This window comes from Nocardiopsis sp. NPDC050513 (genome assembly GCF_044457925.1).
Taxonomy (GTDB): Bacteria; Actinomycetota; Actinomycetes; order Streptosporangiales; family Streptosporangiaceae; genus Nocardiopsis.
On record NZ_JBITHK010000015.1, the window covers coordinates 1 to 14,312 of the forward strand.

Genomic DNA, 14,312 nt, shown 5'->3' on the forward strand with positions numbered 1-14,312 from the left:
GTTACATTCCGAACCCGGTCGTTAAGTCCTTTTGCGCTGATGGTACTGCCCTGTGGTGGGGTGGGAGAGTAGGTCGCTGCCACGGTTTTTCTTGGGTTGGGGGTCGTCCATGAGACGGCCCCCATCCTTGTACGCACACTTGTGCGATTGTGAAATCTGATCGTGGGTCGGGATGGGGTCCTCGGTCACCCGGGCAGGTCCGCTGCCGACTGCCGGGACCTGTCATGATGGAGGCGAACTCGATCGACCATCACGCACGGCAGGCGGGCCTCTGGTCCGTTCCGGATACGCTCGGTACTCGGACGGAGAGGGTCACCACTGCCCGGTTGGCGGTGGTGAGCCGCTCCATGTCGTAAACTGATGGGACAATTACTATGACGCGCTGCTCCTGATCAAGGTGGCAGCGCTTTTGAATGTTGACGGACGGGTTGATGACTGAGGACAGCCGATCGGGAGACCGCGAGGAATCCGGAGCCAACGACCGTAGCGGCAGCCGCTCCGGAAGGCCCGATGGTCGGGGGCGCGGCGACGGCTCCCGCTCCCGGTCCGGCTACGGTGGTTCCCGAGACGAGAGGGGCCGCGGCGGCGGGGAGCGGCGTGATGATCGTCGTGGCGGTTTCCGTGGTGAGCGTCGCGACGACCGTGGCGGTTACCGGGGTCGCGACGACCGCGGTGACCGCCGTGGACGGGACGACCGCGGCGGCTACCGCGGCCGTGAGGAGCGCCGTGACGACCGGGACCGGCGCGAGGGCCGCCGTGACGACCGGCGCGACGACCGGCGCGACGATCGCCGTGGTGGGGACCGCCGTGATGATCGCCGTGGCGGTTTCCGTGCTGAGCGTCGCGACGACCGCGGCGGCTACCGCGGCCGTGACGACCGTCGGGGCGGGCGCGACCAGTGGCGCCGGGACGACCGACCGCGTGATCGGGACCGCGACCCCGCGGACGTGGCTCCGCCGCTGCCCGAGGAGGCCACCTACGACCAGCTGGACGCCGAGACCCGCCGAGACCTGAGCTCGCTGCCCAAGTCCCTGGCCGAACTCATCGGCAAGCACATCGTCGCCGCCGGTCTCCTCCTCGACGAGGACCCCGAGCGGGCCTACGGGCACGCCGCGTTCGCCCGTCGCAAGGCGGCGCGGGTGCCCGGTGTCCGAGAGGCGTCGGGCGTCGCCGCCTACACCGTGGGCAAGTGGCAGGAGGCCCTCGCCGACCTGCGCGCCGCCCGTCGGATGAGCGGTCGGGACAACTTCCTGGCGATCATGGCCGACTGCGAGCGCGGCCTCGGCCGCCCCGAGCGCGCACTGGAGATCGGCAACGATCCGGCCGCGAAGGACCTCGACGCCGCTGACCGCATCGAACTGCGGATCGTCGCCTCCGGCGCCCGCCGGGACATGGGGGACGTGCAGGGTGCCCTGGTCGAGCTCCAGGTCCCCGAGCTCAAGGAACGCCGGGCCCGGCCCTGGATCGCCCGGCTCTTCTACGCCTACGCGGACGTTCTGGAGGAGCTCGGCCGTCAGGACGACGCACGCGAGTACTTCGCGCGGGCGTCCGCCGTCGACCGTGAGGGCGTGACCGACGCCGACGAGCGCCTCGCCGCTCTGGAGGGTGTGGAGCTCGTGGACGTCGACCACGACGGCATCGTCTGGACGGATGCCGAGGAGGCCGACGACGGGGAGCGGGACTGAGGCCGCTCGGTGGGGCTCGGGTGCACCTGGGGGTGCTGCCCGAGACCCACGACTCGGTGGTGTGCCTGACGCTGCGGGGAGACCGGCTGCTGATGGTGCGCCACCGGGACCGTGCGTGGGAGTTTCCCGGCGGGCACGCCGAACCCGGTGAGGGCATCCGCGACACCGTGGCGCGCGAGGCCCGGGAGGAGGCGGGCGCCACCCTCGGCGAGGTGTCCGTTCACGGGTACTACGTGCTGGCCAGCGGTCACGTCACCGTCGTCACCAGCGCGCAGGTGGTCGCCGCCGTGCCGTTGAGCGGGGACTTCGAGACCGTCGAGGTGGGCGAGTTCGACGCACTGCCCGAGGACCTGTCGTGGTCCGACGGCCTGTACGCGCACCTGCTCACGGAGCTCGGACTTCCCTGACTTCCCTGGCGAACACGCGCTCCGTGCCCACGGGCCGGTAGCCCAGCCGCGCGTTGATCGCGAGCATGGGCGCGTTGTCCTCGTGGTTGCCGGTGTAGGCGTGGGTGAGACCCCTCTCCCTCGCGCGGTGCAGCGCGACGCTCTTGGCGTAGCCCGCCAGACCCCGGCCGCGGAACGCGCGCAGGGTGCCTGTCATCGCCGACTCCATCCGGGTCCCGCGGTCCGAGACGTAGCAGGTGATGGCCACGGGCGTCCCGTCGAGCAGCAGCACCAGACTGAGGTCCAGGTCGTGCAGCGGATTCCCCCACACTTCCGCGTACCACTCCTCGAAGGACGCGAAGACGACGGGTTCCCCCGGTTCGTCCTCGTTGACCGCCCGGTCGATCTCGAAGAGGGCGCGAGGTTCGAACTCGCGCCAGGTCCGCAGTTCCACACCGGCGGGCGCGGCCGGCCGGTCCGGCAGGTGACGGAGGTCGAGCCCCAGGATCCGGTGGCTCTCGACCACCTCGGATCCGTGCAGGGCTTCGAGGAGGGCCCGCCCCCCGCGCTGCACGGATTCCTCGGCCGCCGCCACGCGCAGCCTCTGGGCGCCCCGTCCGACCAGGCTCCGTTCCGAGGCCGCCAGCAGGTCCGTGCACGGACCGTCGTCGCTCACGAGGAGGAAGGTGTTCCCGACTCCGTCGCGGAGCACCGAGCGGACGTGCCCGGTGATCCGGTCGTCGCGGACGCGGACCAGTGCCAGGTTGTCCGCGCCGGGAGAGCCGTGGTCGAGGCGCCAGCGCATCGCCTCCTCGGACAGGACCAAGGCGGGGAAGGCCTCGCTCAGAAGGCGGTGTGTCTCGGGGATGTCTGCGGCGGTCAGCGCGCGGATCGTCATGGGGCGACCCTAGTGACTCACCCCTCGGGCGGCACGTCCTTTTTCCCGGCCCGCTCGGCCTCCAGGCGCTCCAACCAGTGCACGATGCCCGACACGTTGGTCTCCGCGCCCGCGAGCGTGTCCAGGACCCCCGCGGCCCGCTCGGGCATGGGCGCGTACCGCGCCGTCACCTTGTCGCGCACCATGGCGATCGCGTGGTCCAGGTCGCCGACGCTGCCGTGGGACTCGCGTACGGTCTCCACCCACAGCCGCAGTTCGGCCTCGGCGCGCTCCACCGTCTCCGACACCGCCTCCACCGCGCCGAAGTGCGAGAACATCAGCCGCCGGGGTTCGATGTCGCCGAACAGCCGCAGGGTGCGCAGGCACGCGTCCAGGTCGAAGTCCGGGGGCGGGGTCGCCGGGCGGACGTCGCCGGTGAGGGGGTTGTACACCCCCAGGGCGTCGCCGACGTAGAGGTCGCCGGAGGCGGTGTCGACCAGGCCCATGTGGTGCTTGGCGTGTCCCGGGGCGTAGTGCGACACCAGGCGGCGGCCGCCGCCCAGATCGATCTCGCCGGTCTCGGCGACCGCGCGGATCCGCGTCGCCTCGGTCGGGCGCATGTGCCCGAACAGGGTCTCCAACCGGTCGCCCCACACCATCGCGGCGCTGTTCATGAGCCGGGTGGGGTCGGCCAGGTGCCGGGCGCCGCGTTCGTGGACGACGATCTCGGCGTCGGGGAACACGGCGGCCATGTCCCCGGTGCCGCCCGCGTGGTCCAGGTGGATGTGCGTGACGACGATGGTCGCCAGGTCCTCGGCGGCCAGCCCCAGGTGGGAGATGGCGCGGTGCAGCACGGGGGCGGAGCCGGCGGTGCCGACCTCGACGACGCAGGGACGTTCGGAGCGGATCAGGTAGGCCGAGACCACGCCCGGGTACCCGGCGAGCATCGTGTCGATGGCGAAGACCTCGTCACCCAGGGAGGTGATCCCCTCCGGCAGACCGTTCACGTCCACACGCCCTCCTGATTCGCCCGTCGGCGGTTCCGGACCGCCCCACGGTGGTACCGGCGGACCGGTCGGAGCGGCCGCGGCTGTGTCGGCGCGCGCAGCCGCGACGTCTGCCCGCTCGCTCGGTTCAGACCCGACTCTAGGACACGCCGATCCCGTCGGGAGGGCGCAGGGGGCGGTTGTCCACAGGTTGGACGTGGGCCTTTCCGCTCGCCGCCGGGTCCGTGAACCTGGAATCAGCGCACTTCGGGAAGGACGGCACATGCGGCAGCAGACCACACCCGCACGGGCGGGGCACCGTAACGAGATCGTCGTGGCGGGACGCATCACCGCCGAACCCGCGGTCCGGGAACTCCCCAGCGGGGACCGGCTCGCGACCTGGCGCGTGTGTGTGGCCCGCACCGTCGACTCCCGGTTCCGGGGCCACCGTTCCGACGCCATCACCTGCGTCAGCTTCGACCCCGGGGTCCAGGACCGGGTCCGGGGTTGGCGGCTGGGAGAGGTCGTCGAGATGACCGGGGCGCTGCGCAGGCGCGCCTGGCGGGTCGGTGACGGGGTGCGCACCGTCTACGAGGTCGAGGTGCGTACGGCGGAACGGGTGGGAGCCCGGACCGCGGAGCGGGCCGAAGCGGGCGTCGCCGGGCGGGCGGGGGTCCGAGCCGCGGACCGCGAGGAAGCGGGGCCGGTGGAAGGCCGCTCCGTGGAGCGGAAGGGGGTGGAGCGGTGAAGCGGGAACCAGCTCGCGGCGCGCGCCGCGCGGCGCGGCCCTCCCGCCGGGGGCGGTCGGAATCCCGCTTCCCTCAGGGCCGGGAGGGAGTCACCGCGTCACCAGCCCAGGCGGGCCAGCGCCTGGCGTGCGGTGGGGCCGGTCGGGTCCGCCGTGGGGTCGGACCACGCCGCCGCGCACAGCGCGCGCAGGCCGTCCAGCCGGTCGCCGTCCCCCTCCAGGCGGAGCGCGCCGCCCTCGGACGAGGCCGTCCACCCCTCGCAGCGGAACCGTGCACCCTCCCGGAGCACGGCCGGGTGCGCCGAGTTCATGCCCGACACATCCCAGGCCAGGTAGTTCGGGCGTTGGTGCGCCGGTGCGCACAGCGCGTCGCGCGGAGTGGCGACCCCCGACAGCACGAGCATTCCGGCGGCCCCGTGCGCGGTGGCGCCCTCGATGTCGGTGTCCAGCCGGTCGCCGACGATCAGCGGCTTCCTGGCGCCGGTGCGCAGGATCCCCTCCTCGTGCAGCGGGCGCATGGGCTTGCCCGCCACGATCGGCTCGACTCCGGTCGCGTGGACGATCACCCGCACGAAGGCTCCGTTGGCCGGGGTGATCCCCCACTCGTTGGGGGCGGTGGCGTCGGCGTTGCTCGCCACGTACAGCGCACCCCGGGCCACCGCGAGGGCCCCCTGTTCGATCAGGTCGCGGGTCATGGTGCGCGAATACCCCTGCACCACGGCCACCACCGACTCCGTCGCCACGGTCACCGGTCGCAGCCCCATGCGCCGTACCGCCTGGCGCAGACCGGTGTCTCCCACCACCAGGACGTCCGAGCCCGCCGGAAACCGGTCGCGTACCACGCGCGCGGCGGCCTCGGCCGAGGTCACCACGTCCTCGGGGGCGGCGGTCACACCGAGCTCGGTCAGGTGCTCGGCGATGCGGGCGGGCGTGCGCCCGGCGTTGTTGGTCACGAACGCCACCCGCGCGCCGGCCGCGCGGGCCTTGCCCACCGCCTCCGGTGCGCTCGGCACCGCACGCGGGCCGATGTAGACCACGCCGTCGAGGTCGAGGAGCATCGCGTCGTGCAGCTCCGAGAGCGGGCGGTCGGCGGCGAGCAGGGACATCGCGGGGCATCCGTTCCGTGCGGAGGGAGTCGACGCGTCCAGGCTATGGCCGCGGTGGCGGGCGCGGCCTCCCGTCGCGGGTGTGCGCTCCGTCGCATCGGGCGCCGGGTGGGGCCGCCGGTACGGCCGGGGGTGCGGCCAGCCGCAGGGGGTTCGTGCGGTCCGCACCGTCGCGCGAGCCGGGTCCCGCGGACCACGATGGACACCATGTTTCCGACAAGGGCCGTGTCACCGAGCCTCCTCTGCGTTGGCTTCGTGCTCCTCAGCGCCGTTCCCGCCTCAGCCGACGCCGAGCGCCCGGACTCCGGGCCGCTGACCCGCGAGGCGGTGGACGCCTACGTCCACGACTACCTGGACTCCTCGCCCCTGCCCGGGGCCACCGTCGCCATCACCCGGGGGACGGAGGTGGTGCTCACGGCGGGGTACGGCACCGACTCCAGGGGCGAGCCGATGACCGCCGACACCCCCATGGGCGTGGCCTCGGTCAGCAAGTCCTTCACCGCGCTGGCGGTCATGCAGCTCGTCGAGGACGGCGAGGTCGCGCTCGACGATCCGGTGGCGGACCACCTGCCGGAGTTCACCACGGCCGACCCCCGCTCGGCGGAGATCACGGTTCGCCAGCTGCTGACGCACACCTCCGGGATGGCCGACGCCACGTTCGAGGAGAAGGGCGCACCGGTGCCCGACGACCTGGCGGGCGCGGTCGCGCGCCTGGCCGATGTCGGACTGGCCGCGGCCCCGGGTGCCGAGGAGCACTACCACAACCCGAACTACCAGGTGGCGGCACGTTTGGTGGAGGTCCTCAGCGGTCGCCCGTTCGCGGAGTTCCTGGACGAGCGCACGTTCACCCCGCTGGGCATGGACGACACGGTCACCGTCGACAGCGCCGACGAGGTCTTCGCGGCGGGGGTGGCGCGGGGGCACATCGCCGTCCTGGGGCGGGCGGTCCCCATCGTGGAGCCGGAGGGCTACTTCAACGGATCGAGCGGCATGGTCACCACCGCCGACGACATGGCCCGGTGGCTCATCGCGCAGAACAACGGTGGCGCGGGCGCGGACGGGGCGCGCGTCCTGTCGGAGGAGGGCGTGGACGCCACGCACGCACCGCTCGACCAGGACGGGCTGGGCGAGACCGCGGGCCTGGGCTGGGACACCCGGGAATCACCGTCGGGCACGCCGATGGTCGCGCACGGGGGTATCCAGTTCACCTACACGGCGTACCAGGCCCTGTTGCCCGAGAGCGGGTACGGGATCGCGGTGATGGCCAACTCCGGGCTGGGCAGTTCCGACGCCTACGCGCTGCTCTCGGGGCTGGTGGCGCTCGCCGACGGCGCGGAGCCGGACGCTCCGTTGGGCCCGGTGCTGCTGGCGGTCGATCTGGTCCTGGTCGCGCTCCTGGGACTGACGGGGTACCTCGCCTGCCGGGGTGTGCGGCGGGCCGGGGCGTGGGCCGAGGCAGCCCGCCGACGGCCCTGGTGGCGGACGTGCGTGCGGCTGCTGCCGGGGCTCGGGGTGATCCTCGTCGCCGTGTTCCCGAACAGGATCCTCGGGCTGTTGAGCCAGAACCGCCACATGACGTGGGAGCAGACCTTCTACGTCATCCCCACCGGTTTCACCCTGCTGGTGGCCGCCGGGCTCGCGGTCACCGTGGTCTACGCGGTCCGTGCGGTGCGGTCGGTCGCGGCCCGGACCACGGTCGGGGAGGCCTGCGACTCCACGGGCGGCAGCGCCACCCGTGGACCGTGGAGCGATGGAGACGCCCGGCCGGCCGTCGCGGACCGGACGGGCCGCGGGGTCAGGGGAGGACGCGCATGACGAGACCGGTGCGCGGCTTGGGCCCGAACGACGTGGACTTGCGAGGTGTCAGTTCGCCGCGCTCGGCGACGGCGTACACCTGTTCCACCCGGAGCGGGGGCACGATGACAGCGGTGCCGCCCTCGTGGCGGGCGACGTCGACCGCCGTGCCGGCCTCGTCGTGCACCATGCGCACGTCGCGGTCGGAGCGGTTCCACAGGGGGAGGAGCACGTGGTGGAGCGTGGCGGTCGGCAGTTCGCGGTAGGCCTCGGAGTGGGTGGCGGTGGCCTCGGCCAGGCGGGCGCGGTCGACGTCGTGGACCAGGTGGTGGTCTCCTGCGGGACCCGCCAGTAGGAGCGCGGGGTGCTCCACCTTGGACAGGGCCAGTTCGGCGTCGGCGAGGGAGCCGCCGGGCACGCGTTCGACGCGGGCGAGCGAGCGCGCGGCCTCGGCCGCCTCCGCCGTGGTCAGCCCCGGGACGACACGGTGGATGGCGCCCAGCGTCGGCGGATGCGCGTCGCTGTCCACCAGGTAGGCGAGGCCGTGCGACCACCCCGGCTCGTCGCCGTACTCGTGCATGCGCTGGTAGGCGGCGTACCGGTGGTGCCCGTCCGCGATCAGCGCGCTGCGCCGCGCCAGGTCGGACTCGATCTCCGCGTGGACCGCCGGGTCGGTCAGCGCCCAGAGCCGGTGTCGGGTTCCGTCCGCGGTGCGGGTGTCGACCAGGAGCCTGCCGTGCTCCTCGGCGGCCTCGGTGATCCCGGTCGTGGCGCCGTTCGCGCCCGGGTACAGCAGGAAGATCGGTTCGAGGTTGGCGCGCGTCCGCGACATCAGCCGGACCCGGTCCAGGACCGGCGCGCGGCCCACCTCCTCGTGCGGTCGCACCGGCCCCGGCGTCGATGCGGAGGGTAGTCTCAGCGCGCCGATGACGCCCCGCTGCCGGATTCCCGTGGCGGTCACCTGTTCGTAGACGTACAGGGCGGGGTCGGGGTCCCGGGCCAGGACGCCGTCGTCGATCCAGGTGCGCAGGTGCACGGCGGCGCCTTCGTAGACGGACCGCGCCGGTGTTCCCGAGCAGTTGCCCGGCATGGTGATGTTGAGCTGGTAGGGGCGGGTGATGTGCGTCGCGTTGTGCGGGTCGGAACGCAGCAGCGCCCGTGCCTCCTCCGGCCCCGGGATGTCGTAGGGCGGGGCGAGCAGGCGGGCGAAGTCGTGCTCGGGGGAGTCGAGGATCTTCCCGACGTCCAGAGCCGTGTACCGCAGACCGCGGAAGGGAGCCAGTGCGAGAGGTTGGCGTGGCATCCCAGAAAGGTACCCGCAGCCCAGGGGTGCGACGCGTGCCCGGGGCGTCCCTGTCGTCGGCCCGGCTCACGCGCACGGGGACTCCGCCGGAGCGGGGCGGTGCGTTCCGTGCGACCACCGGGCCCACGGCGGTGTGCCGCCGGGCGCCCTGTCCGCGGGGGGCGGTCAGATCAGGCGGCGCATCCGGAGCAGGTCGCCCACACTGGCGTCCACCCTGACCCGGCGGGTGAGCAGAGCCCGCGCGTAGTCCATCCGGTCCTCGGCCAGCTCCACGAGGTCGGCGCTGTCCACGGTCACCCGCACCTGTGGGGAAGGGGCGGCCCGGTCCGCGGGGCGGTGGGTGACGTCCACGAGCCCGCCCAGGGTGAGCCGCATGTCGAAGACGGTGGCCAGGTCCGGGACCACGACGCTCACGGAGCGCTCGCGGATGTGCTTGCGGCGTTCGGACTCGGGTCGGGCGAGGATGCGCTCGTTCACTCTGGCGATGCCGGCCAGGCACGCCTCGATGCTGCTCATGGCCACATGATGCCCTATCCGGTGCGGGTCGGGGTCCTCGCCCGGTGAACGGGACGAATGGAGCCGCCTCCGGAGTTCCCGTGCCATCGGCGCCCGCGCCCCGGTAGCGTTGGGCCCGTACCCCCCTCGTCGCGCAGCGGCCCCCTCGCCTCGTGCGATCCCCCGTCCCCCGCTCAGCCCTTCCTCCCGCGGTCCCATCAAGGAGCACGTGAAACATGGTCGTCGACGCGGTACGCACCTACCTCGATGCCGCCAGTGGCCTCACCGAACTGTCGCGCAAGGAGGCCGTCGCCGCGGCCAAGGCGCTGCTGCGGGCGAACGGCGCGGCCGCGCCCGAGCAGCCGCGCGACGAGGCGCTGCCGCCGAGGGTCGGCCAGAACATCCAGGCCCTGGCCGGCGAACTGATCGAGACCAGTCAGGCCAACCGCGCCGCGATCGCCACCCTGGTCCGGACCGAGGTCGAGCGGCAGCTGGAGCGGATGGACGTCGTCCCGCGCGGCGAGTACGACCGCCTCGTGCGCCGTGTCGCCGAACTCGAACGCCGCCTGGCCGCGCGCGGCCAGGCGCGGGCCACGGCCGTCGACGCCGCCGCCGTTCCCGAGCCGGATCCCGCCAGGGGCGTGCCCGCCGCCGATCCGGTCGGCGAGGCCGCCGGGGACGCCGGGTCCGCCGGGTCCGCCGACGCGATCGTCGACGACGCCCCCGCCACGGCGGACGGGCGCGTGCGGGAGCACCCGGACAGCGGCGCCGCGGAGACGGGGCCGGACGCGACCGCGCCGGACAGCGCGCCGGAGGCCTCCGGCGGCGACGCTGAGCCGGCCGACGGCGACGGGCCGTCGGCCGCCCGCGCCAAGGGCCGGTCGACGGCCAAGGACGCGTCCAAGCCCTCCACCGCCAAGTCCACCCGCGCGCGGTCGACGGGCAAGCGCACGACCAAGGGCAGGGGCACGGCGAAGAAGTAGTCTTCGCGGAAGCACGGGAGAGCCGACGAGCACGGGAGAGCCATGGACCCGATGGAGCAGGCCGCCGCACTGGCCGAACAGACCCTCGTCAGCACGCGGGAGCGGCTGGCGGCGCTGGACACCCTGCCCACCGCCGAGCACGTCGGGGTCCTCGACGCCCTGCAGCGGGAGCTGTCCACCGTGCTCGGCGCGCTGGACCAGGGCGCAGACACCCCCCGACGACCCCCGGTATCCTAGGTAACCATGGCAAAACGCAGTCGCCTCGACGCGGAACTCGTCCGCCGCGGGCACGCACGCTCCCGCGGCCACGCCGCCGAGATCATCGAGGGCGGGTACGTCCGTGTGGCCGGGATGGTGGCCTCCAAGGCGGCCACCCAGGTCGGCACCGACCAGCCCATCGTCGTGCGCACCCCGTCGGAGGAGCCGCCCTACGTCTCCCGGGGCGCGCACAAGCTCATCGGCGCCCTGGACGCGTTCGACCTGGACGTCTCCGGCCGTCGCGCCCTGGACGCGGGCGCCTCCACCGGGGGGTTCACCGACGTGCTGCTGCGCCGCGACGCCGCGCACGTCACCGCGGTCGACGTCGGCTACGGCCAGCTCGCCTGGTCCCTGCGCAGCAACGAGCGCGTGCGGGTCATGGAGCGGGTGAACGTCCGTGAGCTCACCGCCGAGCGGATCGGTGAGCCGCGTCCCGACCTGGTCGTGGGCGACCTGTCGTTCATCTCCCTGACCCTGGTCCTGGAGCCGCTGCGCGACTGCGTCACACCGGACGCCGACTTCGTGCTCATGGTCAAGCCCCAGTTCGAGGTCGGCAAGGACCGTGTCGGCGCCGGCGGTGTGGTCCGTGAGCCGGAGCTGCGGGCCGAGGCGGTCACCCAGGTCGCGGAGCACGCGTTCGGCCTGGGGCTGGGCACCGTCGACGTGACCGCCAGCCCTCTGCCAGGACCCTCCGGCAACGTCGAGTACTTCCTGTGGATGCGTGCGGGCGCGCCGCCTCTGGACCCCGAGCGACTGGCCCGGGCGATCGAGGAGGGGCCGCGCTGAATCGCGTGGCACCGTGTCCTCGGTGTCCGGTAACGTGACCCGGCCGGGTCAGCGACCGCTCCCGGCCCGCATCCGACTCCCCGCCGGGGAGCCAACGTAAGGGGACGGCGATGACCAGCGGACGCAGTGTTCTCCTGCTGGCGCACACCGGCCGGCCCGCGGCGGTGCGCAGCGCCCACCTGGTCCATCAGAGCCTCACCCGCGCCGGGCTGACCGTGCGCATGCTCAAGGGCGAGGTCGAGGAGCTGGCGGCCGAGGGCTGCGCCCTGGGTCCGGTGGAGGCCGTCGCGACCGCGGACGCCGCCGAGGGCGTCGAACTGGTCATGGTGCTCGGCGGCGACGGCACGCTGTTGCGGGCCGCGGAGATCGCGCGTCCGGCCGGCGCGCCCCTGCTGGGTGTGAACCTGGGTCACGTGGGCTTCCTGGCGGAGGCCGAACGCGAGGACCTGGGCGCGACGGTGCGCAGCGTGGTCCGGCGCGACTACGACGTCGAGGAGCGGATGACGCTCGACGTCGCGGTCCTCAACGGCGGCCGCGGCGACGACGCGCCCCCGGTCCGGACCTGGGCGCTGAACGAGGCCACCCTGGAGAAGGGGGAGGCCCGCCGCATCCTGGAGGCGGTCCTGGAGATCGACGGCCGCCCGTTGTCCCGCTGGACCTGTGACGGCGTGGTGGTCGCGACCCCCACCGGGTCCACCGCGCACGCGTTCTCCGCGGGGGGCCCGGTGGTGTGGCCGGACGTCGACGCGATGCTCGTCGTCCCGCTCAGCGCCCACGCCCTGTTCGCCCGCCCGCTGGTGGTGGGGCCCGGCGCCACCGTGGCGTTGGAGGTGCTCCCTGACACGGCACCGGGCGTGCTCTGGTGCGATGGACGGCGTATGGTCGAATTGCCCGCCGGGGCACGCATTGAGATCACCCGTGCGGACACGCCGGTTCGGCTGGCCCGGTTGCACCGGGCGCCGTTCACCGACCGGCTGGTGGCCAAGTTCGGGCTGCCGGTCGCGGGCTGGCGCGGGCGGGTCGAGCGCGGCCGCTGACCAGGACACGGTTCCTGGCGCGCCGCGCACGCGCGTGCGACGCGCGCTACGCACAGGCGTCAACTATCAGGAGAGGGTTCGGTGCTCGAGGAAGTCCGCATCCAGGGGCTCGGGGTCATTGACGACGCCGTTCTGGAGTTGTCACCGGGACTCACCGTCGTGACGGGCGAGACCGGTGCGGGAAAGACCATGGTCGTCACCGGGCTCGGGCTGCTCTTCGGTGGCCGGGCCGACCCCCAGCGGGTGCGTCCCGGGGCTCCCCGGGCGGTCGTCGAGGGCCGTCTGACGGTTCCCGGGGACGGTCGGGTCGCCTCCCGGGTCCTGGAGGCAGGCGGTGACATCGACGACGACGTGCTCATCCTCACCCGGGCGGTGTCGGCGGAGGGGCGCTCACGCGCGACGTTGGGCGGCCGTTCGGCTCCGGTGAGTCTGCTCGCCTACCTGGCCGACGATCTGGTCGCGGTGCACGGCCAGTCCGACCAGCAGCGCCTGTTGCGCGCCGAGCGCCAGCGCTCGTCCCTGGACCGGTTCGCCGGGCCGGAGCTGGCGCGGGAGCTGAAGCGGTACGCGGCGGCCTACCGTCGCCATCGCGAGCTCTCGGCGGAACTGGAGGAGATCGTCCAGCGCGCCCGCGAGCGCGCTCAGGAGGCCGATCTGCTGAGGTTCGGTGTGGAGGAGATCGAGGCCGCGCAGCCGCAGCCCGGTGAGGACGCCGAACTCCTGGCGGAGGAGACCCGGTTGGCGCACGCCGACAGTCTGCGGGTGGCGGCCACGACGGCGCACGAGGCTCTGGCGGGGGATCCGGCCTCCGACGTGGAGGTCGACGTGGTCGGGCTGCTCTCGGCGGCCCGGCAGGCGGTGACGTCGGTGCGCGAGCACGACGCCCGTCTGGGCGCGATCGGCGACCGTCTGGACGAGGCGTCCTACCTGATCACGGACGCGGCGACGGAGCTGGCGTCCTACGGTGAGTCCGTCGACGCGGACCCGGCGCGGTTGGCGGCGGTGCAGGAGCGGCGCGCGCTGCTCACCCAGCTCTCCCGGAAGTACGGCGAGACCGCCGACGACGTTCTGGCCTGGTCGGAGAACGCGGCCAAGCGGCTCAGCGAGCTGGACGGCGACGACGAGCGGATCGACGCCCTGCGTGCCGAGACCGACGAGCTGTACGGCCGGTTGGAGGAGTCGGCCACGGAGCTGACCCGTATCCGCACCGAGGCCGCCGAGCGGTTCGGCACGGCCGTCACCGAGGAGCTGACCGCGCTGGCCATGCCGCACGCGCGGGTGAGCGTGCGGATCCAGACGGGTGCGGAGTTCGGTCCGCACGGGCGTGACGAGGTGGAGCTCCTGCTGGCCCCGCATCCGAGTTCGCCGCCGCTGCCGCTGCACAAGGGGGCCTCGGGGGGCGAGCTCTCGCGTGTGATGTTGGCGATCGAGGTGGTCTTCGCCGGTGCCGACCCGGTGCCGACGTTCGTCTTCGACGAGGTCGACGCGGGTGTGGGCGGCAAGGCCGCGGTGGAGATCGGCCGTCGTCTGGCCCGTCTGGCGCAGCGTGCGCAGGTCATCGTGGTCACCCACCTGCCGCAGGTGGCGGCGTTCGCCGACGCCCACCTGGTGGTGGAGAAGTCCACGGACGGCCTGGTCACCGAGAGCGGTGTGGTGCTCCTGGACCGGGCGGGGCGCGTGCGTGAGCTCTCGCGCATGCTCGCCGGATTGGAGGACTCCGAGCTGGGTCGGGCGCACGCCGAGGAGCTGCTGACCAACGCCGATCCGGAGCGCGCGTACCCGGCGGCCTGAGCCGACCTCCGCCCCGGTCTGCTGACGCGTTCCGTCGAGCCGGGGTCCCCGGTTCCTCCGGGGGCCGGTCGCTGGCG

Annotated in this window: 15 protein-coding genes; 10 read left to right on the forward strand and 5 right to left on the reverse strand. The window is 73.5% G+C overall.

The window, feature by feature from the left end; all coding sequences use genetic code 11:
* Positions 1-597 precede the first annotated feature (597 nt).
* Genes ACIBFB_RS22880 through ACIBFB_RS22890 form a run of 3 tightly spaced genes read left to right on the forward strand, consistent with a single transcriptional unit; the run spans position 598 to position 2,092 of the window.
* Positions 598-1,014: a hypothetical protein gene (locus ACIBFB_RS22880; RefSeq protein WP_397233347.1), complete on the forward strand. Its 417-nt coding sequence runs from the start codon at positions 598-600 to the stop codon at positions 1,012-1,014.
* Positions 948-1,685 carry a hypothetical protein gene (locus tag ACIBFB_RS22885; RefSeq protein WP_397233349.1) on the forward strand — a complete coding sequence of 246 codons (738 nt, stop codon included), beginning with the start codon at positions 948-950 and terminating at the stop codon, positions 1,683-1,685. The genes ACIBFB_RS22880 and ACIBFB_RS22885 overlap by 67 nt, the downstream gene beginning before the upstream one ends.
* A 20-nt stretch (positions 1,686-1,705) precedes the next feature.
* Positions 1,706-2,092, forward strand: a complete 387-nt coding sequence (locus tag ACIBFB_RS22890; protein WP_397233351.1) for an NUDIX domain-containing protein — start codon at positions 1,706-1,708, stop codon at positions 2,090-2,092.
* On the opposite strand, the gene ACIBFB_RS22895 is transcribed toward ACIBFB_RS22890, so the two are convergent.
* Both ACIBFB_RS22895 and ACIBFB_RS22900 read right to left on the reverse strand, forming a co-directional pair.
* Positions 2,070-2,969, reverse strand: coding sequence for a GNAT family N-acetyltransferase (locus tag ACIBFB_RS22895; RefSeq protein ID WP_397233353.1), 900 nt, complete (start codon positions 2,967-2,969; stop codon positions 2,070-2,072). The two genes, ACIBFB_RS22890 and ACIBFB_RS22895, sit on opposite strands and share 23 nt — an antisense overlap.
* Positions 2,970-2,986: 17 nt before the next feature.
* A complete protein-coding gene (locus ACIBFB_RS22900; protein WP_397233355.1) occupies positions 2,987-3,961 on the reverse strand; it encodes an MBL fold metallo-hydrolase in 975 nt (324 codons plus the stop codon).
* A gap of 256 nt (positions 3,962-4,217) precedes the next feature.
* Between ACIBFB_RS22900 and ACIBFB_RS22905 the strand changes: the two genes are divergently transcribed.
* Positions 4,218-4,682, forward strand: coding sequence for a single-stranded DNA-binding protein (locus tag ACIBFB_RS22905; RefSeq protein ID WP_397233357.1), 465 nt, complete (start codon positions 4,218-4,220; stop codon positions 4,680-4,682).
* A 98-nt stretch (positions 4,683-4,780) separates the two neighbouring features.
* Here the strand turns inward: ACIBFB_RS22905 and ACIBFB_RS22910 are convergent, their stop codons facing one another.
* Entirely contained in the window at positions 4,781-5,788 is a 1,008-nt protein-coding gene (locus tag ACIBFB_RS22910) for an HAD-IIA family hydrolase (RefSeq protein ID WP_397233359.1), read from the reverse strand.
* Positions 5,789-5,995: 207 nt separating this feature from the next.
* Between ACIBFB_RS22910 and ACIBFB_RS22915 the strand changes: the two genes are divergently transcribed.
* On the forward strand, positions 5,996-7,603 hold the full coding sequence (locus tag ACIBFB_RS22915) for a serine hydrolase domain-containing protein (protein ID WP_397233361.1): 1,608 nt from the start codon (positions 5,996-5,998) through the stop codon (positions 7,601-7,603).
* On the opposite strand, the gene ACIBFB_RS22920 is transcribed toward ACIBFB_RS22915, so the two are convergent.
* Together ACIBFB_RS22920 and ACIBFB_RS22925 are read right to left on the reverse strand one after the other, a co-directional pair.
* Positions 7,584-8,885 (reverse strand): DUF1015 family protein, encoded by a 1,302-nt coding sequence (locus ACIBFB_RS22920; RefSeq protein WP_397233363.1) that lies wholly within the window; start codon positions 8,883-8,885, stop codon positions 7,584-7,586. The two genes, ACIBFB_RS22915 and ACIBFB_RS22920, sit on opposite strands and share 20 nt — an antisense overlap.
* 165 nt (positions 8,886-9,050) lie before the next feature.
* The gene (locus tag ACIBFB_RS22925; RefSeq protein ID WP_397233365.1) at positions 9,051-9,401 is read right to left on the reverse strand and encodes an SCP2 sterol-binding domain-containing protein; all 351 of its coding nucleotides are present in this window, start codon (positions 9,399-9,401) and stop codon (positions 9,051-9,053) included.
* Positions 9,402-9,616: 215 nt separating this feature from the next.
* Between ACIBFB_RS22925 and ACIBFB_RS22930 the strand changes: the two genes are divergently transcribed.
* From ACIBFB_RS22930 to recN, 5 genes are all read left to right on the forward strand, one after another.
* Entirely contained in the window at positions 9,617-10,363 is a 747-nt protein-coding gene (locus ACIBFB_RS22930; RefSeq protein WP_397233367.1) for a membrane fusogenic activity family protein, read from the forward strand.
* Between the two features lie 42 nt (positions 10,364-10,405).
* On the forward strand, positions 10,406-10,600 hold the full coding sequence (locus ACIBFB_RS22935; protein ID WP_397233369.1) for a hypothetical protein: 195 nt from the start codon (positions 10,406-10,408) through the stop codon (positions 10,598-10,600).
* A gap of 6 nt (positions 10,601-10,606) precedes the next feature.
* On the forward strand, positions 10,607-11,407 hold the full coding sequence (locus tag ACIBFB_RS22940) for a TlyA family RNA methyltransferase (protein WP_397233371.1): 801 nt from the start codon (positions 10,607-10,609) through the stop codon (positions 11,405-11,407).
* 110 nt (positions 11,408-11,517) lie between these two features.
* The gene (locus ACIBFB_RS22945) at positions 11,518-12,444 is read left to right on the forward strand and encodes an NAD kinase (protein WP_397233373.1); all 927 of its coding nucleotides are present in this window, start codon (positions 11,518-11,520) and stop codon (positions 12,442-12,444) included.
* 81 nt (positions 12,445-12,525) lie between these two features.
* Complete coding sequence (gene recN, locus ACIBFB_RS22950) at positions 12,526-14,235, forward strand: DNA repair protein RecN (RefSeq protein ID WP_397233375.1); 1,710 nt, start codon at positions 12,526-12,528, stop codon at positions 14,233-14,235.
* Positions 14,236-14,312 lie beyond the last annotated feature (77 nt).

Bases quoted from the DNA above. Each gene is read 5' to 3' on its own strand.
- ACIBFB_RS22895 (WP_397233353.1), bottom strand. From the start codon at position 2,969: ATGACGATCCGCGCGCTGACCGCCGCAGACATCCCCGAGACACACCGC.
- ACIBFB_RS22905 (WP_397233357.1), top strand. From the start codon at position 4,218: ATGCGGCAGCAGACCACACCCGCACGGGCGGGGCACCGTAACGAGATC.
- ACIBFB_RS22910 (WP_397233359.1), bottom strand. From the start codon at position 5,788: ATGTCCCTGCTCGCCGCCGACCGCCCGCTCTCGGAGCTGCACGACGCG.
- ACIBFB_RS22915 (WP_397233361.1), top strand. From the start codon at position 5,996: ATGTTTCCGACAAGGGCCGTGTCACCGAGCCTCCTCTGCGTTGGCTTC.
- ACIBFB_RS22920 (WP_397233363.1), bottom strand. From the start codon at position 8,885: ATGCCACGCCAACCTCTCGCACTGGCTCCCTTCCGCGGTCTGCGGTAC.
- ACIBFB_RS22925 (WP_397233365.1), bottom strand. From the start codon at position 9,401: ATGAGCAGCATCGAGGCGTGCCTGGCCGGCATCGCCAGAGTGAACGAG.
- ACIBFB_RS22930 (WP_397233367.1), top strand. From the start codon at position 9,617: ATGGTCGTCGACGCGGTACGCACCTACCTCGATGCCGCCAGTGGCCTC.
- ACIBFB_RS22935 (WP_397233369.1), top strand. From the start codon at position 10,406: ATGGACCCGATGGAGCAGGCCGCCGCACTGGCCGAACAGACCCTCGTC.
- ACIBFB_RS22940 (WP_397233371.1), top strand. From the start codon at position 10,607: ATGGCAAAACGCAGTCGCCTCGACGCGGAACTCGTCCGCCGCGGGCAC.
- ACIBFB_RS22945 (WP_397233373.1), top strand. From the start codon at position 11,518: ATGACCAGCGGACGCAGTGTTCTCCTGCTGGCGCACACCGGCCGGCCC.